Consider the following 19,402-nt stretch of genomic DNA (forward strand, 5'->3'; position numbering starts at 1 on the left):
AGAATCCCTGCATGGCGATCATCCACCGCACGACCCTCACACCCACCAAGCTCGAACTGCTGGCCTCCTGGCTGCCCACCCGTCCCTGGTACGCCGGCGGTCCGGCCGCTCCGGAACTGGCCAGGGCGGGCGGCTTCCGACTCGACGACCCGGAGGGCGAGGTCGGCATCGAGTTCATGGTCACCACCGACACCTCGGGCGCGGCCCCGGTCCACTACCTGGCCCCCCTCACCTACCGGGGCGCCCCTCTCCCCGGCGCGGAGCACGCCCTCGTCGGCACCACGGAACACGGCGTCCTGGGCACCCGCTGGGTCTACGACGGCATCCACGACCCGGTCCTGGTCACCCAACTCCTGGCCCTCTTCGCAGGCAAGGTCGAACCCCAGGCCCAGAGCCTCACCGACACCCCGGACCACGAGATCACCCACTCCTACGACGGCGACGGCCCCCTCCCCACGACCGTCTCCCCGCCCACCGACACCGCCGAAGCCACCGAACTCCCCCTCACCTCCGGCGCCACGACCCTGCACCTGAACCGAGTCCTCCACCCGGACGCCCTGGACCTGCCGCCCCAGACAAAGGGCCAGCTCACAGGCCCTTGGACCCTCCCGGACGAGACCCGGGTGCGGGGGCTCTTCGCCGTCCTGCGGTAATTCCTCGGCAATCCCCTCGGAAAATCACTTGAGCGTCCTCGGGGCGCTTCTTAAGGTGTGCGGTACACGAGAGAGGAGGTGGTTCGGCAGATGTATTGCAACCGGACGCGTGAGGTGGCTGCGGGCTAGCGGCCCTGCACCACACACAGTGCGGTGCCGGACCAGCGCGTGTTGCGCGTGCAGCCGGCCCAATCTCAAGCAGTCACCCGACCCGCAGGCTCGCCGGTACGTCCGGCCGGCTTCTTCGGTCCTTAGGGGCCGGAGGGACCCAGAGCCTGCGGGTCGTCTGCGTTTCGTAGGGCGCAGTATGCTTTCACCATGCTTCCGATACTCGTTCGACGCCGGCACGTGGACTTCGTGCGCGTCACGAGCATGGGGTGTCGGGTCTCCGTCTGAACCTCGGACCCGGCCCAGCCCTCTTCTCTCACTCTCGGACGCATGCCATGACGTACTCAGCGACGACATCGTCGTATCTCCAGCTGCCCATCATCGATCTCTCCGCCGCCGATCGCGGGCCCGAGGCGCGGGCGCTGTTGCACGCGCAGTTGCACAGTGCCGCGCATGACGTGGGGTTCTTCCAGCTCGTCGGGCATGGGGTCGGGGAGGAGGAGATCGGGCGGCTCGACAGCGCCATGCGGGCGTTCTTCGCGCTGCCCGAGGCCGAGCGGCTCGCCCTCGACAACGTCAACTCGCCGCATTTCCGGGGCTATACGCGGACCGGGGACGAGCGGACGGGTGGGAGTCGGGACTGGCGGGACCAGTTGGACATCGGTGCCGAGCGGGCCGTTCGGCGTCCCGGTCCCGGGGAGCCCGCGTACTGGTGGCTGCAGGGTCCCAATCAGTGGCCCGCCGCCCTGCCGGAGCTGCGGACCGCCGCGCTCGCGTGGATCGACCGGCTCAGTTCCGTGGCGCAGCGGCTGCTGCGGGAGCTGCTGGTCTCGATCGGGGCGCCCGCCGATTTCTACGATCCGGTCTTCGGGGAGCGGGCCCATCCGCATCTGAAGCTGGTGCGGTATCCGGGCAGTGCGGGGGACGGGGCCGATCAGGGAGTGGGGGCGCACAAGGACTACGGGTTCCTGACCCTGTTGCTGCAGGACCAGGTCGGTGGGCTCCAGGTGGAGCGGGCGGACGGGCTGTTCCACGACGTGCCGCCGATCCCGGGGGCGTTCGTGGTGAACCTCGGGGAGTTGTTGGAGGTGGCGACGAACGGGTATCTGCTCGCCACGAACCACCGGGTGGTGAGTCCGCCCGGGGCGACCGAGCGGTTCTCCGTCCCGTTCTTCTACAACCCGCGGCTCGACGCCCGGGTCGAGCCGCTGGTCTTTCCGTACGCCGCCACCGCGCCCGGGGTGACCGACGATCCGGGGAACCCGCTCTTCGCCGAGTACGGGTTCAACGAGTTGAAGGGGAAGCTGCGGGCGCATCCGCTGGTCGCCGAGCGGCATCACGCGGGGCTGCTCAGCCCCGCGTGACGGTACGGCCGTGCGCTAGTGCGCGGCGATGTCGGCGTAGCCCTCGATCTCCTGGGGGCTGCGCGTGCCGGGGCCGACGTAGCGCGCGGAGGGGCGCACCAGTCGGCCCGTGCGCTTCTGTTCGAGGATGTGCGCCGACCAGCCGGCCGTGCGGGCGCAGGTGAACATCGAGGTGAACATATGGGCCGGGACCTCGGCGAAGTCCAGGACGATGGCCGCCCAGAACTCGACGTTGGTGGCGAGGACCCGGTCGGGGCGGCGGGCGTGGAGTTCGGCCAGGGCGGCCTTCTCGAGGGCTTCGGCGACCTCGAAGCGGGGGGCGCCGAGGTCGCGGGCGGTGCGGCGGAGGACGCGTGCGCGGGGGTCCTCGGCGCGGTAGACGCGGTGGCCGAAGCCCATGAGGCGTTCGCCCTTGTCGAGGGCCTGCTTGACGTAGGCGTCGGCGTCGCCGGTTCGTTCGATCTCCTCGATCATGCCGAGGACGCGGGAGGGGGCGCCGCCGTGGAGGGGGCCGGACATGGCTCCGACCGCGCCGGAGAGGGCCGCCGCGACATCCGCGCCCGTCGACGCGATGACCCTCGCCGTGAAGGTGGAGGCGTTCATGCCGTGCTCGGCGGCGCTGGTCCAGTAGGCGTCGACGGCGGCGACGTGCTTGGGGTCGGGCTCGCCGCGCCAGCGGATCATGAAGCGTTCGACGACGGACTGGGCCTTGTCGATCTCGCGCTGCGGGACCATGGGCAGGCCCTGGCCGCGCGCGGACTGGGCGACGTAGGAGAGGGCCATGACGGCGGCGCGGGCGAGGTCGGCGCGGGCCTGCTCCTCGTCGATGTCGAGGAGGGGTTTGAGGCCCCAGACGGGGGCGAGCATGGCGAGCGCGGACTGGACGTCGACGCGGATGTCGCCGGAGTGGACGGGGATGGGGAACGGCTCGGCGGGCGGGAGGCCGGGGCGGAAGGCGCCGTCGACGAGGAGGCCCCAGACGTTGCCGAAGGAGACGTGGCCGACCAGGTCCTCGATGTCGACGCCCCGGTAGCGGAGGGCGCCGCCTTCCTTGTCCGGTTCGGCGATCTCCGTCTCGAACGCGACGACTCCTTCGAGCCCGGGTACGAAGTCGGACATCAGGCGGCTCCTCTTGATGTGTGCGACAGGAAGACAGGCGGTTCCAGCACCATACGCCTGAGTGCCACTTTTGGGGAGAGTCCGCGGCACTCAGTGCCACTTCTCCTCCGGTCCGCCGTTCGTACGGCAGGATGACCGTGTGAACGATCACGATCCCGCTCTCATGCGCAAGCAGTACCGTGCCGACGGGCTCGACGAGAGTGAGCTGGCCGCCGGTCCCATGGAGCAGTTCGGGCGGTGGTTCCTCCAGGCCGCGCAGGAGGGGGCGGTGTTCGAGCCGAACGCGATGGTGGTGTCGACGGCCGATGCCGAGGGGCGCCCCTCTTCTCGTACGGTGCTGATGAAGGCGTACGACGCGCAGGGCTTCGTCTTCTACACGAACTACGACTCCCGCAAGGCCCGTGACCTGGCGGCGAACCCGTACGTCTCGCTGCTGTTCCCCTGGCACGCGCTGGCCCGGCAGGTGATCGTGACGGGTTCGGCGGTGCGGACCGGGCGGGACGAGACGGCGGCGTACTTCCGGACCCGGCCGCACGGTTCGCAGTTGGGGGCGTGGGCCAGCGCGCAGTCCTCGGTGATCTCCTCGCGGGCCGAACTGGACGCCGCGTACGAGGAGTTGCACGCGCGCTATCCGGAGGGGGAGCAGGTGCCGGTGCCGCCGAACTGGGGTGGTTTCCGGGTGGTGCCGCGGAGTGTGGAGTTCTGGCAGGGGCGGTGGAACCGGCTGCACGACCGGCTGCGGTACGTGGCCGAGCCGGACGGGTCGTGGCGGGTGGAGCGGCTCAGTCCCTGAGGTCGGGCCCTTGATGTCGAGCCCTTGATCCGGGGGTGGCTCAGCCGAGTTTCTCGTCGAGCAGGGTCGCCCACTGGGCCACCACCTTGTCGCGGCGGCCGGTGTCGTCGGTGAGGAGGTTGGCGAGGCCGAGGCCGCGGGCCATGTCGAGGAGGCCCTGGACGGTTTCGCGGACGCCGGGGACGGTCTCGTCGGCGCGCAGGAGGTCGACGGCGATGCGGTGGGTCTCGCGGCCGACGCGGGCTTCGAGTTCGGTGACGCGGGAGCGGAGCTGGTCCTCGTTGGAGGCGGCGACCCAGAGGTGGAGGGCGGCGCGGAAGAGGGGGCCGGTGAAGAGGTCGACGACGGCGGAGACGACGGCGCGGCGGTCGGCGGTGCCTTCGGGGAAGAGGGCGCGCAGGGCGAGGGAGCGCTCTTCGGCGACGTATTCGACGGCCGCGGTGAACAGGTCCTCGCGGGTGCGGAAGTGGTGCTGGGCGGCGCCTCGGGAGACGCCGGCGCGTTCGGCGACGACGGAGACCGTGGAGCCGGCCCAGCCGTGTTCGGCGAGGCAGGCGACGGCGGCTTCCAGGAGGCGTCGGCGGGTGGCGCGGCTGCGGTCCTGCTTGGGGCCGCGATCCACGCCCGGCCCTGTTTCCGTCATGCTCACAACACCCATCCCGGGTCCCGTCCTTCGAGGAACGCCGTCATGCCCTCGCGGGCGTCGGCGGAGGCGAACAATCGGGACGAGAGGCTGGTCAGTTCGCCCGCGTCCGCGTCGAAGTTCTCCAGCACCTTAGCCGTGAGCAGGCGTTTCGTCTCCGCCAGGGCCCTCGGTGAGGCTCGGCGCAGTCCGTCGAGGACGGGTTCGAGTAGGTCGTCGACGTCGGCGCCGGCCATCGTGAGCACGCCGATGCGGGCGGCTTCGGCGGGGCCGAACCTCTCGCCGGTGAGGCAGTAGCGGGCGAGGGCGCGGGGGTCGGTGCGGGGGTGGAGGGTGAGGGAGATGACGGCGGGCGCGACGCCGATGCGGACCTCGGTGAGCGCGAACCCGGCGTCGGGGCCGCCGGCGGCGATGTCGCAGGCGCCGAGCAGGCCGAGGCCGCCCGCGCGGACGTGGCCGGTGACGCGGGCGACGACGGGCCGGGGCAGTTCGAGGATCCGGCGGAGCAGGTCGACCAGGGCCTTCGGGTCGGGTGGGTCGCGCAGGTCGGCGCCCGCGCAGAAGGTGTTCCCGGTGTGGGTGAGGACGACGGCGCGTACGTCGTCGTCCTCGCCGCACCGGGTGAGCGCGTCCGACAGGTCCCGCACCAGCCGCGCGGAGAGCGCGTTGCGGTTGGCCGGGGAGTCGAGGGTGAGGGTGGTGACGCCCCGGTGGTGCGTGGCACGCACGAGGGGGCTGAGGGTCGGGGCGGGGTCGGTCTCGGTCATAGGCGTTCCCTGAGTTCGCGGCGGAGGATCTTCCCGGAGGCCGCGCGGGGTACGTCGGCGATGAAGGTGACGTGGCGGACGCGTTTGTAGGGGGCGACGCGTTCGGCGACGTACATCATCACCTCGCCCTCGGAGAGCTCGTGCGCGGTGGGACGGCGGACGACGAAGGCGTGCGGGACCTCGTTGCCGTCGTCGTCGTAGTGGCCGATGACGGCGGCGTCGGCGATGCCGGGGTGGGTGACGAGGAGGGCTTCGAGTTCGGCGGGGGCGACCTGGAAGCCCTTGTACTTGATGAGTTCCTTGACGCGGTCGACGACGTACAGCCAGCCGTCGGCGTCGACGTGTCCGATGTCGCCGGTGGAGAGCCAGCCGTCGGCGTCGATCATCTCGGCGGTGGCCTGGGGGCGGCCCAGGTAGCCCTTCATGACCTGGGGGCCCCGGATGACGATCTCGCCGGGTTCGCCGACGCCGACCTCCTTGCCGGGGTCGTCGAGGGAGACGATCCGCATCTCGGTGCCGGCGATGAGTTTGCCGACGGTGCCGGGGGGTGCGACGGCGGCCTGGACGAGGGGGACCAGGTGGGAGCAGGGGGAGAGTTCGGTCATGCCGTAGCCCTGGACGACGGGCGGCAGGGAGAGGCGGGTGGAGCAGGCGGCGGCGAGGCGCGCGTCGAGGGGGGCCGCGGCCGAGAGGATGTGCTGGACCGTGGAGAGGTCGTAGCGCTCGGCGGCCGGGTGTTTGGCGAGGGCCAGGACGATCGGCGGGGCCACGTAGAGGTGGGTGATCCGGTGTTCGGCGATCGCCTTGAGGTAGCCCTCCAGGTCGAAGCGGGGCAGGACGACGACCGTGGCGCCGAGCCGCAGCGGGGCGTTCATCAGCGCGGTGAGCCCGTAGATGTGGAAGAACGGGAGCACGGCGAGGATGCGGTCGCCGGGGCCGGCCGGCATGACCGGTTCGAGCTGGGCGAGGTTGGTGGCGATGGATCGGTGGGTGAGCATGACGCCCTTGGGGACGCCGGTCGTGCCGGAGGAGTACGGCAGGGCCGCGAGGTCCGTCACCGGGTCGATGTCGACGGCCGGTTCGGGCGCGGCGGAGGCCAGCATGTCGATCAGCGAGCGGTGGCCGGGGGCGCTGTCGCAGACGAAGATCTCCCGTATGCCGCCGACGCGTTCGGCGGCGGCGCGGGCGGTCTCCAGCAGCGGTGAGACCGTGACGATCCAGCTCGCCCCGGAGTCCTGGAGCTGTGTGGCCAGCTCACCGGGGGTGGCCAGCGGGTGCACGGTGGTGACGGTGGCGCCCGCGCGGGTGGCCGCGTAGAACGCCGTCGGGTAGGCGATGGTGTTGGGGCTGTGCAGGGCGAGGACGTCGCCCTTGCGGACGCCGGCGTCGGCGAACGCGGCCGCGAGCCGCCGGTGGAAGCGGTCCAGCTGTTCGTAGGTGAGGGTCGTGCCGTCGACTCCGTCGATCAGCGCGGGCAGGTCGCCGAACTCGGCCGCGCGGCCCAGGACGGCGTCGTGGATGGGGAGGTCGAGGGGTGGGACGTCTGCGTACTCGCTGCGGAACATGGTTCCTCCTCGTGCGCTCCGCCGACGCGTGCCGGTTCAGTACGACTTCGGCAGGCCCAGGGTCTGGTGGGAGACGTAGTTGAGAATCATCTCCCGGCTCACCGGCGCGATACGAGACACGCGCGCGGCGGTAATCAGCGAGGCGAGGCCGAACTCGGCCGTGAGGCCGTTCCCGCCGAGGGTGTGCACGGCCTGGTCGACGGCCCGCACGCACGCCTCGCCCGCCGCGTACTTGGCCATGTTGGCCGCTTCGCCGGCCGTAGCGTCGTCACCGGCGTCGTAGAGGTGGGCCGCCTTCTGCATCATCAGGCGGGCCAGTTCGAGTTCGATGTGGGACTGGGCGAGGGGGTGGGCGATCGCCTGGTGGGCACCGATGGGCTGCCGCCAGACCGTGCGGTCGCGGGCGTACTCGACGGCTCTGCCGAGGGCGTACCTGGCCATGCCGATGGCGAAGGCGGCCGTCATGATCCGCTCGGGGTTGAGGCCGGCGAACAGTTGGAGGAGGCCGGCGTTATCGTCGCCGACCAGGGCGTCGGCGGGGAGCCGGATGTCGTCGAAGCTCAGCTCGAACTGCTTCTCGGCGGCGCGGAGTTCCATGTCGATCTGCCGGTACGCGAAGCCAGGGGTGTCCGTGGGGACGATGAAGAGGCAGGGCTTGAGGGTGCCGGTGCGAGCGTCCTCGGTGCGGCCGACGATGAGGACGGCGTCCGCCCGGTCGACGCCCGAGATGAAGACCTTGCGGCCCGTGAGCAGCCAGTCGACTCCGTCGCGGCGGGCGGTGGTGGTGATGCGGTGGCTGTTGGAGCCGGCGTCGGGTTCGGTGATGCCGAAGGCCATCACGCGGGTGCCGTTCGCCAGGGCGGGCAGCCAAGTCTGCTTCTGAGCCTTGGTGCCGAAGCGGGCGATGACCGTACCGCAGATGGCCGGTGACACGACCATCATGAGCAACGGGCAGCCTGCGGCTCCGAGTTCCTCCAGGACGATGGAGAGTTCGGTGATGCCGCCGCCTCCGCCGTCGTACTCCTCGGGGAGGTTGACGCCCAGGTAGCCGAGTTTTGCCGCCTCGGACCAGAGTTCGTCTGGGTGGCGGTTCTCTTTGTTGACCGTGGCTATGTATGCACGGCCGTAACGCTTTCCCAGGGCGGAGACTGCGGCTCGTAGGGCTTTGTGTTCTTCGGATTCCAGGACGGGGGGCATGACAGGGCTCCTAAGGGGGTGGGTCCGTTCGTTGTTTGGAGGGTGCCGGTCTGTGGGGGCTTGTCGCGCAGTTCCCCGCGCCCCTTAGGTGGGCTGGTGCTCGACCACGGCCAAGAGGGCGCCCATTTCCACCTGTTGGCCCGGTGTGGCGTGTAGGGCCGTCAGCGTTCCTGTCGCCGGGGATGTGATCTTGTGTTCCATCTTCATCGCCTCCAGCCAGAGGAGGGGTTGGCCCGCTTCCACGGGTGAGCCCGGCTTCAGGTGGTCCGCGATGCGTACGACCGTGCCCGGCATGGGGGCCAGGAGGGAGCCCGGGGGCTGTTGGGTGGTGGGGTCGGGGAAGCGGGGGAGGGCGGTGAGGGTGGTGGTGTTGACGTGGACGCGGTCGCCGTAGCGGGCGACCTCGAACTTCCGTTGTACGCCGTCCACTTCGAGGACGACGAGACGCGCGTCCGCGTGGATGATCCGGACTCCGTCTGCCTCCGGGCCGGTCCTGGTGTGCCGGTAGCGGACCTCGTGCTCCTCCCCCGCCGTCGCGTACCGCTTGACCTGGGGCTGGGAGGGCACGTTGCGGAAGCCGCCGAAACGGGGGTCGCCCTCGGTGGCCTCGGCCAGGGCGGCGGCCAGCGGGGCGTAGGGGTCGGGGGCGGGGGTGGTGAGGGCCGGGAGGTGGCGGTCGTAGAAGGCCGTGTCCATGCGGGCGGACGTGAACTCCTCGTGGCGCAGGGAGTTCACCAGCAGGGCGCGGTTGGTGGTCGGGCCGTGCAGGGTCGCCCGGTCCAGCGCGCCTGCCAGCCTGCGGATCGCCTCCGCCCGGGTGGGAGCGTGGGCGATCACCTTGGCGAGCAGGGGGTCGTAGTGGACGCCGATCGTGTCGCCGTCCTCGTAGCCGGTGTCCAGGCGGACCCCCTCGGGGACGGCCAGTCGGTGCAGGATGCCTGTCTGCGGGGCCCACGCGTGGGCCGGGTCCTCGGCGTACAGGCGGGCCTCGATCCCGTGGCCGTGTGCGGTCGGTGGGGCGGTGGGCAGGGCGTGGCCCTCGGCGACGCGGAGCTGTTCGGCGACCAGGTCGAGGCCGAAGACGGCTTCGGTGACCGGGTGTTCGACCTGGAGGCGGGTGTTCATCTCCAGGAAGTGGGCCGTGCCGTCGGACACCAGGAACTCGACCGTGCCCGCGCCGACGTAGTCCACGGCTCGGGCGGCGCGTACGGCCAGGGTGTGGAGTTCCGCCGTCAGCTCCTCGGGGAGGGCGGGGGCCGGCGCCTCCTCGATCACCTTCTGGTGGCGGCGTTGGAGGGAGCAGTCGCGGGTGCCGAGCGGCCAGACGGTGCCGTGGGTGTCGGCGAGGATCTGCACCTCGACATGGCGGCCGTTCTCGATGTACGGCTCGACGAAGACCTCGCCGTCTCCGAAGGCGCTCGCGGCCTCGGCGCGGGCGCTCTCCAGGGCGGCGGGCAGGTCGTCGAGGCGGCCTACGACGCGCATGCCGCGTCCGCCGCCGCCCGCCGCCGCCTTCACCAGGACCGGGAGGTCCTTCTCGGTGACCTCGGCCTCGTCGAGGGGGGTGAGGCCCATGAGTTCCTTGGCGCGGGTCTTCGACGCCATGGCCTCGATCGCCTCGGGGGGCGGGCCGATCCAGACGAGGCCCGCGTCCTGGACGGCACGGGCGAAGTCCGGGTTCTCGGAGAGGAAGCCGTAGCCGGGGTGGACGGCGTCGGCGCCTGCGGCGAGGGCCGCCTTCACGATGCTGTCGCCGCGCAGATAGGTGTCGGCGGGGGTCGCGCCCGGCAGCCGTACGGCCGTGTCGGCGACGCGCGTGTGGAGGGCGCCCGCGTCGGCGTCGGAGTGCACGGCGACGGTGCGGATGCCCAGCTCGGCGCAGGTGCGGAAGATCCGGCAGGCGATCTCGCCCCGGTTGGCGACGAGGACAGAAGTGATCACGAAGGGTTCCCTCACATCCGGAAGACGCCGAAGCCACCGCGCGCGCCCTCGTAGGGCGCGGTGTGGATCGCGGACAGGCACAGGCCGAGGACGGTGCGGGTGTCGCGGGGGTCGATGACCCCGTCGTCGTACAACCGTCCGGACAGGAACATCGGGAGCGACTCGGACTCGATCTGCTGCTCCACCATCGCGCGCAGGGCGGCGTCGCCCTCTTCGTCGTACGGCAGTCCGCGCGCCGCCGCCGACTGGCGGGCCACGATCGACAGGACGCCCGCGAGCTGCTGCGGGCCCATCACGGCCGACTTGGCGCTGGGCCAGGCGAAGAGGAAGCGGGGGTCGTAGGCGCGGCCGCACATGCCGTAGTGACCGGCGCCGTACGAGGCGCCGAGGAGGACGGACAGGTGCGGGACCCGGCTGTTGCTGACCGCGTTGATCATCATCGCGCCGTGTTTGATGATGCCGCCCTGCTCGTACTCCTTGCCGACCATGTAGCCGGTGGTGTTGTGGAGGAAGAGGAGGGGGATGTCGCGCTGGTTGGCGAGCTGGATGAACTGCGCCGCCTTCTGGGACTCCTCGCTGAACAGCACCCCTCGGGCGTTGGCGAGGATGCCGACGGGATAGCCGTGGAGGGTGGCCCAACCGGTGGTGAGGCTGGTGCCGTAGAGGGGCTTGAACTCGTCGAAGTCGGAGGCGTCGACGATCCGGGCGATGACCTCGCGGGGGTCGAAGGGCGCCTTCAGGTCGTCCGGGACGATGCCGAGCAGTTCCTCGGCGTCGTACTTGGGGGGCTGGACGAGGTGCGGGTCCGGATCGGCGTACGCCTTGCGGTGGTTGAGGCGGGCGACGACCCGGCGGGCCTGGCGCAGGGCGTCCGGCTCGTCGACGGCGAAGTGGTCGGCGAGGCCCGACACGCGCGCGTGCATCTCGGCGCCGCCGAGGGACTCGTCGTCGCTCTCCTCGCCGGTGGCCATCTTGACGAGGGGCGGGCCGCCGAGGAACACCTTCGCGCGTTCCTTGACCATGATCACGTGGTCGGACATGCCGGGGATGTAGGCCCCGCCGGCGGTGGAGTTGCCGAAGACGACGGCGATCGTGGGGATGCCGGCGGCGGAGAGCCGGGTGAGGTCGCGGAAGATCGCGCCGCCGGGGATGAAGATCTCCTTCTGGGAGGGGAGATCGGCTCCGCCGGACTCCACCAGGCTGATGCAGGGCAGCCGGTTGGCGAGGGCGATGTCGTTGGCGCGGAGGGCCTTCTTCAGGGACCAGGGGTTGCTCGCGCCGCCGCGTACGGTCGGGTCGTTGGCGGTGATCAGGCACTCGACGCCCTCGACGACCCCGATGCCGGTGACGAGCGAGGCGCCGACCGTGTACTCGCTGCCCCAGGCGGCGAGCGGCGACAGTTCGAGGAAGGGCGTGTCGGGGTCCAGGAGCAGTTCGATGCGCTCGCGGGCCAGGAGCTTGCCGCGCTTCCGGTGCCGTTGGACGTACTTCTCGCCGCCTCCGGCGATGGCGGCGGCGTGCTCGGCGTCGAGCTCGGCGAGCCGCGCAAGCATGGCCTCGCGGTTCGCGGCGTGGTCGGGGGCGTTCGGGTCGAGGGCGGAGGCGAGGACGGTCACCAACAGCTCCCGCAAATCGGGTAATCTACGCTTCGTGCGGTGCGAGAACCAAGCGCGTACGACGTGTTGAGCGAGAACCAAGCCGACACGGGTGTCACCAGACTTCGCTGTACGTTCCGGGCAGGTTCCGTCCCGGCTGGTGTCGAGGGAGTAAGACCCTTCAGGTCGCTGACCTGCGGGGCTTCCTGAGCCAGGAAGCCCCTGACTTCTGTGGGGGGCGGGTTCAAAGCAGGGCCTCCGGTATGTCCAGGGGGCGGGAGCGGAGCCATTCGCCGAGGGCCTTGGCCTGGGGGTCGAAGCGGGCTTGTGAGGCGACGCCCTCGCCGAGGATGCCGACGACGTCGAAGTTGAGGGCGCGCAGGTTGGGCAGCGTGTGCCGGGTGACCGGCAGGTCGGCCGTCTCCGGCAGGAGCGCGCGGAGCCGGTCGGTGGTGAGGGTGTGGGCCAGCCAGCGCCACGCGTCGTCCGTACGGGCCCAGAGGCCGATGTTGGCGTTGCCGCCCTTGTCGCCGCTGCGGGCGCCGGCGACGAGGCCGAGGGGCGCGCGGCGGGTGGGGAGGCCGGGCGGCAGCGGTGCCGGGAGGGCCGGTTCGTCGACCGGTCGCAGGGGGAGGGTGTCGTCGCCCGGCGGGACGGGCAGCCGGCGGCCGTCGTGGAGGACGGCGACGTGCCGCACGGTGTCCCGGGCGACGTGGGCCGCCTCGAACACCCCGTAGGGGGCGCCCTTTCCGGGTGGGGCCAGGACGTGGAAGCCGGGGTAGCTCGCGAGGGCCAGCTCGACGGCGGCTCCGCTGAGGGCCCGGCCGACGGTGGCCTGGTCCGGGTCGCGGACGACGAGGCGGAGGAGGGCGCTGGCGGTCTCCTCGGTGCGGGCGTCGGGGTGGTCGGTGCGGGCCAGCTCCCAGTCCACGTGCGCGGGACGGGACTTGGCGGCGGCGAGCGCGGTCTCCAGCTGGTCGCGGACGAGGGCGGCCTTGCGTTCGATCTCCAGGCCGGTCAGGACGAAGGTGACCTCGTTGCGGAAGCCGCCGAGCCGGTTGAGGCCGACCTTGAGGGTCGGGGGCGGGGCCTCGCCGCGTACGCCGTGGACGCGGACGCGGTCGGGGCCGTCCTGGGTGAGTGTGATCGTGTCGAGGCGGGCGGTGACGTCGGGGCCCGCGTACCGGGCGCCGCCCGTCTCGTAGAGGAGCTGCGCGGTGACCGTGCCGATGTCGACGAGGCCGCCGGTGCCGGGGTGCTTGGTGATCACGGCCGTGCCGTCGGCGTGGAGTTCGGCGAGGGGGAAGCCGGGGTGGCGCAGGGCGGCCGGGGTCGCCTCGTGGAAGAAGGCGTAGTTGCCGCCGGTGGCCTGCGCCCCGCACTCCAGGACGTGCCCGGCGACGACGGCGCCCGCGAGGCGGTCGTACTCCCCCGGTCCCCAGCCGAAGTGCGCGGCGGCGGGCCCGGTCACCAGGGCCGCGTCCGTCACCCGGCCGGTGACCACGATGTCGGCGCCCTCCCGCAGACAGGCCGCGATGCCGAAGCCGCCGAGGTAGGCGTGGGCGGCGAGGGTGCCGGGGTGTGCGGCGGTGAGGTCGTCGCCCTCGACGTGCGCGACGCGGACGGGGATGTCGAGCCGGGCCGCCAACTCCCGTATGCGGGAGGCGAGTCCGGACGGGTTGAGACCACCCGCGTTGGCGACGATCCGCACCCCGCGTTCGTACGCGAGGCCCAGGCACTCCTCCAACTGGCGCAGGAACGTGCGGGCATACCCGGCGGCCGGGTCCTTCAGGCGGTCGCGGCCGAGGATGAGCATGGTCAGCTCGGCCAGATAGTCGCCGGTGAGGACGTCGAGTTCACCGCCGGTGAGCATCTCGCGCATGGCGTCGAAGCGGTCGCCGTAGAAGCCGGAGGCGTTGCCTATGCGGAGGGGGGCCGCCGTCACGGCGTGGCGCCCTTGGCCGCGCGCCCGGTGCCGGGCGGGCCCGCGAAGGCCTGGGCGATGTCCAGCCAGCGGTCGGCGTCCGCGCCTTCGGCGCGCAGGGCGAGGTCGGCGCGGTGGGCGCGCTGGGTGACCAGGAGGCAGAGGTCGAGGGCGGGGCCGGCGACGCGGTCGGTCGCGTCCTCGGGGCCGTACGTCCACAACTCGCCTGTGGGGCTGGTGAGTTCGACGCGGAACTCCTCGAAGGGCGGGGTCAGTCCGTGCACCCCGAAGGCGAAGTCGCGGGTGCGGATGCCGAGTCGGGCGATGTGGCGGAGGCGGTCGCCGGGGGTGATCCGGGGGACGCCCAGCGCGTCGGCGATGTCCAGGCCGTGGGCCCAGGTCTCCATGAGGCGGGCGGTCGCCATCGAGGCGGTGGACATGGGCGGGCCGTACCAGGGGAAGCGCGCGCCCTCGGGTGCCGCGCGCAGGGCGGCGTCCAGGGCGTCGCGACCGGCCCGCCAGTCCGCGAGCAGCTCGGCGGGCGGCTTCCCGGCCCCTTCCTCGGCGCCCGCGTCCACGAAGTCGCCGGGCGAGGTCAGCGCGCTCTCGACCTCACGGGCGAAGGCTGCCTGGTCGGTCACGGCCAGCACGGACGAGTGGTCCGTCCAGGCGAGGTGCGCGATCTGGTGGGCGACGGTCCAGCCGGGCGCGGGCGTCGCGAGCGCCCACTCCTCCGGGCTCAACTCGGCCACGAGCAGGTCGAGTTCCTCGCTCTCGGCACGCAGGTCGTCGATCACGGGCGTTGGGTCGGCCATGGGGGGAGCATGGCAGCGGACCCAGAAACAAGCAAGCGTGCTTGCATTTTTAGGGAGCGGTTGGGGTCCCCGAGTCGGCAAAGTAAGCTGCAAAAGACGCTACGAGCCTGACTTAGTCCATTGCTTTGCACTACCCAGTCCTCCATACTGAACGACATCCTTTCGTCGCCCCCTCGACCTCCCTCTCCCCGCTCTTCTGGACGGTCCCCGTGACACTCCCCCGTGCTGAACAGTCTGCGCCTGCCGCGACGGCCGTGACCCCGGCCGCGCCCGCCCCCGGCGGCTTGCGCCGCGCGCGTGGCCTGGGTTCCCTCGGGCCCGTGGGGCTGGTGCTGGCCGGTGGGATATCGGTGCAGTTCGGCGGGGCGCTGGCGGTGACGCTGATGCCGCGCGCCGGGGCGCTCGGGGTGGTGACGCTCCGGCTCGCGGTCGCCGCGCTGGTGATGCTGGTGATCTGCCGGCCCCGGCTGCGCGGGCACTCGCGTACCGACTGGGGGACGGTGGTCGCCTTCGGCGTCACCATGGCCGCGATGAACGGCCTCTTCTACCAGGCCGTCGCCCGTATCCCCCTCGGCCTCGCCGTCACGCTGGAGGTGCTCGGCCCGCTGGCGCTCTCCGTCCTCGCGTCCCGGCGGGCGCTGAACGTGGTGTGGGCCGGGCTGGCCCTCTGCGGCGTCTTCCTGCTCGGGAAGGGCGGCGGAGTCGGCGGCCTCGACCCCCTGGGCATCGCCTTCGCCCTGGCCGCCGGGCTGGCATGGGCCCTCTACATCGTCTTCAGCGCGCGTACGGGGCGGCGGTTCCCGCAGGCCGACGGGCTGGCGCTCGCCATGGCCGTCGCGGCGGTGCTGTTCCTGCCGCTGGGGATCGTCGAATCGGGGGGCCGGCTCGTCGAGCCGACGACGCTCGCCCTGGGTGCCGCCGTGGCCGTGCTGTCCTCCGTCCTCCCGTACACCCTCGAACTCGTCGCGCTGCGCCGCCTGCCCGCCTCCACCTTCGCGATCCTCATGAGCCTTGAGCCCGCGATCGCCGCCACGGCCGGTTTCCTCGTCCTCGACCAGGCCCTCACCACCGTCGAGGCCCTCGCGATCGCCCTGGTCATCGGGGCGAGCATGGGGGCGGTACGGACGCAGGTGGGGCGGGGGAAGCCGGATCTGCCGGGATGAGCCGCCCTCCCTGGCCGACGGGTTCCTTGGCCTGACACTCCGATCTCCCTAACGTGAGTACGACCTCCGCCCGTCCGAGGGCGGGGAGGCCTGACCGACGGGGGTGCCGTGCCGCACATCGAGTTGTCCGCCGGGACGATCGACTACCAGGACACCGGCGGCGAGGGGCCGGTGATCGTGTTCAGCCACGGTCTGCCGATGAACGAGACGCAATGGCGCAAGGTCGTACCGCTGTTGGACGGGTACCGCTGTGTCCTGCCCACCCTGCCGCTCGGCGGCCACCGACGGCCGATGCGCCCGGACGCCGACCTGTCCCACCGGGGTGTCGCACGGCTGCTGGGCGAGTTCATCGAACGGCTCGGCCTTGAGGACGTGACCCTCGTCCTCAACGACTGGGGTGGCGGCCAGTTCCTGGTGACGGAGGAGCGGGGCGACCGCGTCGGGCGACTGGTGCTGGTGGCTTGCGAGGCGTTCGACAACTTCCCGCCGGGAGCGGCCAAGGCGGTGGCCAAGGTGTGCGGGGTCCCCGGTGGCGTCTGGCTGCTCACGCGGCTGATGCGGGTCCCCGCGTTCCGCGACCACCGCGACGGGTACGGGGGCATGAGCCTGCGCGGGGTCCCGCCCGAGATCATGGCCGACTGGTTCGGCCCGGCGACCCGGAGCAGGGCCGTACGCCGGGACTTCGCCAAGTTCGCCACGTCGGCTCCCGGCCGGGCGACCCTGCTGGAATGGAGCGAGCGCCTGCGGGACTACGACCGCCCCGTGCTGGTCGTGTGGGCGACCGAGGACCGCCTCATGCCGCGCGAACACGGCCCCCGGCTGGCAGAGCTGTATCCGAAGGGCCGGCTCGTCGAGATCGCCGACTCCTCCACCCTCGTCCCCGAGGACCAGCCGGAACGACTCGCCCAGGTCCTGCGGGAGTTCCTCGGGGAGACGGGGGCGGGGTCGCTCCGGCACAGGGAGTGAGTGCGGGGCGGGGCGGGGTGTCCCCCGGGGATCGTCATCCGGCTCCGTCGTCGGTCGCGATCGCGATCTCGTAGCAAAGGCGTTGGCGTGTCGCCGGCATCACCATGCGGTCGACCTGGAGGGGGCGGTCGTCGTGGTCGAGGGTGAGTCTGGTCAGGCGCAGCACCGGTTCACCGGGGGCGGTGCGCAGGGTCTCGCGCTCCTCGTCGGCCGGGTTGTCGGCCGTCACGTCCTCGCGGACGCGGGCGCCGACATGGCCGAGCCGGGCGAGCAACGTCACCGCTCCACCGGGGATCTTGGCGGTGCCGGCGAGACCGGTGCCACGGGCGATGCCGACCGGGTAGTACGTGTCCGTCAGCTCGTTCGGCTGGTCGTCGAGAAGGATCAGGCGGCGGCGTACGACGACCGGCTCGCCCTCGGTCAGCCCCAGCAGCCGCGCCACCTCGGCGGGCGCGGCCACCTCACCGGCGTACAGGATCCGCTGGGTGCCCCGGCGCCCCCGCTCCGCGGCCTCCTCGGCCCAGGCGTCGCCCTGGCCCTTCTCCCGCGGCGTCAGATACGGCATCGACGTACTGACCCAGCCGTTGGCGCGCACTCTGCCTCCCCAGGTCCACGACCCGACCGTACGTCGACGTGGGTGTCGGCGTCGGCGTCGGCTCCTCGGTCACCCCATCGAGCGCAGCGGCGGGTGCTCGGTCGTGATGCCCGGGGGCTGGAGGAGGGGCGGGGGCTCGGGGCCCGGGTCTTCGGTGAGGACGACACCGGCGGCGGTGGGGTCGAAGTCGGCGGGCCAGCGGGTCCGGGCGCTGGTGAGGGCGCCGGTGAGGCGGGCCCCGGTGAGGTCGGCGGTGCTCAGGTCGCTGCCGCGCAGGTCGGCCAGGCGGAGGTCGGCGCGGTGGAGGACGGCGCCGGAGGCGTCGGCCTTACGGAGGTTCGCCTCGCGCAGGTCGGCCTCCGTGAAGTCGGCGTCCCGCAGATCCGTCGCGACCAGACGGGCGCCTCGCAGGTCGGCGAGGGCGAGACGGGTCCGGCGCAGGATCGCGGTCGTGAGGTCGGCGTGCCGGAGGTTGGTGGAGACGAGGGAGGCCTGGGTCAGGTTGGCGTGGTACAGGCCCGCCGCTTCCATGCAGGCCCGGTCGAGGTTGACCTCGGTCAGCCACAGCCCGTCGCAGTCGGCCCGGCGCAGATCGGTGACGCCGAGGTTGAGCCAGGAATGCTCCCGGGGGTGCAGCAGCAGCACGCCGAGCCCGGTCAGCGCCACCTGGGCGTCGGCCGCCCGTACCTCCAGGGGCACGACGTCGTTGATCGGCGTCTCCGCCGACGGGACCGCCGGAGCCAGTGGAGCCGCCGGGTCCTCCGGTCCGGTGGGCGGCGGCCACGGCAGATGGGTCCGCAGATAGGCCGCCAGGATGGAGAGGATCGCCTCGCGGTCCCGCGCCGAGTGCTCCGCTATCCGCCACAGCGCGTGCAGCCCGCCGATGCGTACGTCCACCTTGTCGCTGCCGAGTTGGTCGACGGCCCGGCTGAACCGGTCGGTGACGTAACCCTCCTGTGTCGCGCGCAGACCGTCCTGGCTGACCCGGAGTTGACGCCAGGTGGCGTACGCGCCGAAGAGGACGGCCAGTCCGCCGAGGGCCTGGAGCAACGTCGTACGGACGTCGCTCACGGCCTTCAGCCTGTCCCGCTCGTCCACGCTCGCGCCCGCGAGATCGTGATCGACGATCGCACCCGGCAGAAGGACGAGCACCGCGCCCACGGCGACGAGGCCCACCACCCCGGCGAGGACGACGACCGGCGTCCGTCCTCTCCCGGCCAGTCGGTCCCGCCAAGATCGCCGACCGTGCCCCCGCAACTCCATGGGCACGGGAGCTTAGGCGGGGGCCGCTGAACTGATCAAGGTCGATGAAGGCTGAGGGCGGATCGGACGCTGCTGTATAACCAGCCTGTGATCTACCACGTCGTATCCCTGGCCGCCTGGAACGCCCGACCCGACCAGCCGTACGCCCCCGCGTCGCTGCCGGAGGACGGTTTCGTGCACTGCTCGCCGGACGAGGCGACGACGCTGGCCGTCGTCAACGCCTTCTACCGGGACGCGCCCAAGCCGCTGCACGTCCTCGTCCTCGACGAGGAACGGCTGACCGCCCGGGTGGAGTTCGAGGCCGCCGCTCCCGCTCCGCCGCCGGGTGTCGGCGAGGACGCCCTGTTCCCCCACGTGTTCGGGCCCCTCGACCGTGACGCCGTCGTACGGATCCTGGAGATCCGGTGGGACGAGGACGGCCGCGCGGTGGGGCTGGGGGAGCAGCAGGGCGCGTGAAGGCGTCGGTCCGTTCCTCGGTCACATCACCAGGAAGGCGAACGTCCAGTACACCGTGGTGATCGCGACGCCCAGACGGATCCGTCGCCGCCGGGACCAACTCCGCACCTGAGGGCTCTTGTTCCACCCGTAGACGCCGAAGCCCCAGATCACGGTCATCACGAACCCGATCGGGGTCTGAGTCCAGAACCAGGCCATCACGCCGACGATGGAACCGCCGACGACATGCCCGATCACATGCTCGGCGATGCGGTCCCTCTCGTACTTCGGGGCTGCCGGCTCCCCCGGTGCCGCCGCCCGGTTGTCGCCGCCCTTCGCCTCCGTCCCACCCTGCCTCCCCTCCGTCCCGCTCCGCTCCTTCTCCGTCTCGCCGTCGTGGCGGTCCATGTGCCCCCCGTACATCTCGACCACCCCGATGCTCCCCGTGTCCGTGCGAACACGAACAGTCAGGAAGGTGGCGTGCAGGGGCTCGGGC

Annotated in this window: 18 protein-coding genes; 6 read left to right on the top strand and 12 right to left on the bottom strand. The window is 71.9% G+C overall.

Annotated elements, in window-relative coordinates:
* Positions 1–11: 11 nt before the first annotated feature.
* A complete protein-coding gene (locus L3078_RS20090) occupies positions 12–653 on the top strand; it encodes a maltokinase N-terminal cap-like domain-containing protein (protein ID WP_239755292.1) in 642 nt (213 codons plus the stop codon).
* Between the two features lie 443 nt (positions 654–1,096).
* Entirely contained in the window at positions 1,097–2,125 is a 1,029-nt protein-coding gene (locus L3078_RS20095) for an isopenicillin N synthase family dioxygenase (protein ID WP_239755293.1), read from the top strand.
* Positions 2,126–2,140: 15 nt separating this feature from the next.
* On the opposite strand, the gene L3078_RS20100 is transcribed toward L3078_RS20095, so the two are convergent.
* On the bottom strand, positions 2,141–3,244 hold the full coding sequence (locus L3078_RS20100) for a citrate synthase 2 (RefSeq protein ID WP_045556076.1): 1,104 nt from the start codon (positions 3,242–3,244) through the stop codon (positions 2,141–2,143).
* A 163-nt stretch (positions 3,245–3,407) separates the two neighbouring features.
* Here L3078_RS20100 and pdxH point away from each other — a divergent pair, with 163 nt between their 5' ends.
* Positions 3,408–4,037: a pyridoxamine 5'-phosphate oxidase gene (gene pdxH / locus L3078_RS20105; protein WP_239760391.1), complete on the top strand. Its 630-nt coding sequence runs from the start codon at positions 3,408–3,410 to the stop codon at positions 4,035–4,037.
* 40 nt (positions 4,038–4,077) lie between these two features.
* Here the strand turns inward: pdxH and L3078_RS20110 are convergent, their stop codons facing one another.
* The 8 genes from L3078_RS20110 to L3078_RS20145 all read right to left on the bottom strand — a co-directional run bounded on the left by L3078_RS20110 (position 4,078) and on the right by L3078_RS20145 (position 14,484).
* Positions 4,078–4,695, bottom strand: coding sequence for a TetR/AcrR family transcriptional regulator (locus tag L3078_RS20110; RefSeq protein ID WP_239755294.1), 618 nt, complete (start codon positions 4,693–4,695; stop codon positions 4,078–4,080).
* The gene (locus tag L3078_RS20115; RefSeq protein ID WP_239755295.1) at positions 4,683–5,447 is read right to left on the bottom strand and encodes an enoyl-CoA hydratase family protein; all 765 of its coding nucleotides are present in this window, start codon (positions 5,445–5,447) and stop codon (positions 4,683–4,685) included. The genes L3078_RS20110 and L3078_RS20115 overlap by 13 nt, the downstream gene beginning before the upstream one ends.
* Positions 5,444–7,012: a 4-coumarate--CoA ligase family protein gene (locus L3078_RS20120; RefSeq protein ID WP_239755296.1), complete on the bottom strand. Its 1,569-nt coding sequence runs from the start codon at positions 7,010–7,012 to the stop codon at positions 5,444–5,446. The genes L3078_RS20115 and L3078_RS20120 overlap by 4 nt, the downstream gene beginning before the upstream one ends.
* A gap of 36 nt (positions 7,013–7,048) precedes the next feature.
* Complete coding sequence (locus tag L3078_RS20125; protein ID WP_239755297.1) at positions 7,049–8,209, bottom strand: acyl-CoA dehydrogenase family protein; 1,161 nt, start codon at positions 8,207–8,209, stop codon at positions 7,049–7,051.
* A gap of 84 nt (positions 8,210–8,293) precedes the next feature.
* The gene (locus tag L3078_RS20130; RefSeq protein ID WP_239755298.1) at positions 8,294–10,150 is read right to left on the bottom strand and encodes an acetyl/propionyl/methylcrotonyl-CoA carboxylase subunit alpha; all 1,857 of its coding nucleotides are present in this window, start codon (positions 10,148–10,150) and stop codon (positions 8,294–8,296) included.
* A gap of 11 nt (positions 10,151–10,161) precedes the next feature.
* Positions 10,162–11,766, bottom strand: a complete 1,605-nt coding sequence (locus L3078_RS20135; protein WP_239760392.1) for an acyl-CoA carboxylase subunit beta — start codon at positions 11,764–11,766, stop codon at positions 10,162–10,164.
* A 223-nt stretch (positions 11,767–11,989) separates the two neighbouring features.
* The gene (locus L3078_RS20140) at positions 11,990–13,690 is read right to left on the bottom strand and encodes an acyclic terpene utilization AtuA family protein (RefSeq protein WP_275593156.1); all 1,701 of its coding nucleotides are present in this window, start codon (positions 13,688–13,690) and stop codon (positions 11,990–11,992) included.
* The gene (locus L3078_RS20145; RefSeq protein ID WP_239755299.1) at positions 13,687–14,484 is read right to left on the bottom strand and encodes a TIGR03084 family metal-binding protein; all 798 of its coding nucleotides are present in this window, start codon (positions 14,482–14,484) and stop codon (positions 13,687–13,689) included. Before L3078_RS20145 ends, L3078_RS20140 begins: the two co-directional genes overlap by 4 nt.
* 209 nt (positions 14,485–14,693) lie before the next feature.
* Here L3078_RS20145 and L3078_RS20150 point away from each other — a divergent pair, with 209 nt between their 5' ends.
* A complete protein-coding gene (locus tag L3078_RS20150) occupies positions 14,694–15,647 on the top strand; it encodes an EamA family transporter (RefSeq protein ID WP_239755301.1) in 954 nt (317 codons plus the stop codon).
* 108 nt (positions 15,648–15,755) lie between these two features.
* Positions 15,756–16,613, top strand: a complete 858-nt coding sequence (locus tag L3078_RS20155) for an alpha/beta fold hydrolase (protein ID WP_239755302.1) — start codon at positions 15,756–15,758, stop codon at positions 16,611–16,613.
* Positions 16,614–16,647: 34 nt separating this feature from the next.
* Here the strand turns inward: L3078_RS20155 and L3078_RS20160 are convergent, their stop codons facing one another.
* Both L3078_RS20160 and L3078_RS20165 read right to left on the bottom strand, forming a co-directional pair.
* On the bottom strand, positions 16,648–17,208 hold the full coding sequence (locus tag L3078_RS20160) for a GntR family transcriptional regulator (RefSeq protein ID WP_239755303.1): 561 nt from the start codon (positions 17,206–17,208) through the stop codon (positions 16,648–16,650).
* 69 nt (positions 17,209–17,277) lie between these two features.
* The gene (locus L3078_RS20165; protein ID WP_239755304.1) at positions 17,278–18,471 is read right to left on the bottom strand and encodes a pentapeptide repeat-containing protein; all 1,194 of its coding nucleotides are present in this window, start codon (positions 18,469–18,471) and stop codon (positions 17,278–17,280) included.
* 87 nt (positions 18,472–18,558) lie between these two features.
* On the opposite strand from L3078_RS20165, the gene L3078_RS20170 reads away from it, so the two are divergent.
* Positions 18,559–18,927: a DUF952 domain-containing protein gene (locus tag L3078_RS20170; RefSeq protein WP_239755305.1), complete on the top strand. Its 369-nt coding sequence runs from the start codon at positions 18,559–18,561 to the stop codon at positions 18,925–18,927.
* 21 nt (positions 18,928–18,948) lie between these two features.
* On the opposite strand, the gene L3078_RS20175 is transcribed toward L3078_RS20170, so the two are convergent.
* On the bottom strand, positions 18,949–19,314 hold the full coding sequence (locus L3078_RS20175; RefSeq protein WP_239755306.1) for a hypothetical protein: 366 nt from the start codon (positions 19,312–19,314) through the stop codon (positions 18,949–18,951).
* Between the last annotated feature and the right edge of the window lie 88 nt (positions 19,315–19,402).

Source organism: Streptomyces deccanensis (assembly GCF_022385335.1).
Taxonomy (GTDB): domain Bacteria; phylum Actinomycetota; class Actinomycetes; order Streptomycetales; family Streptomycetaceae; genus Streptomyces; species Streptomyces deccanensis.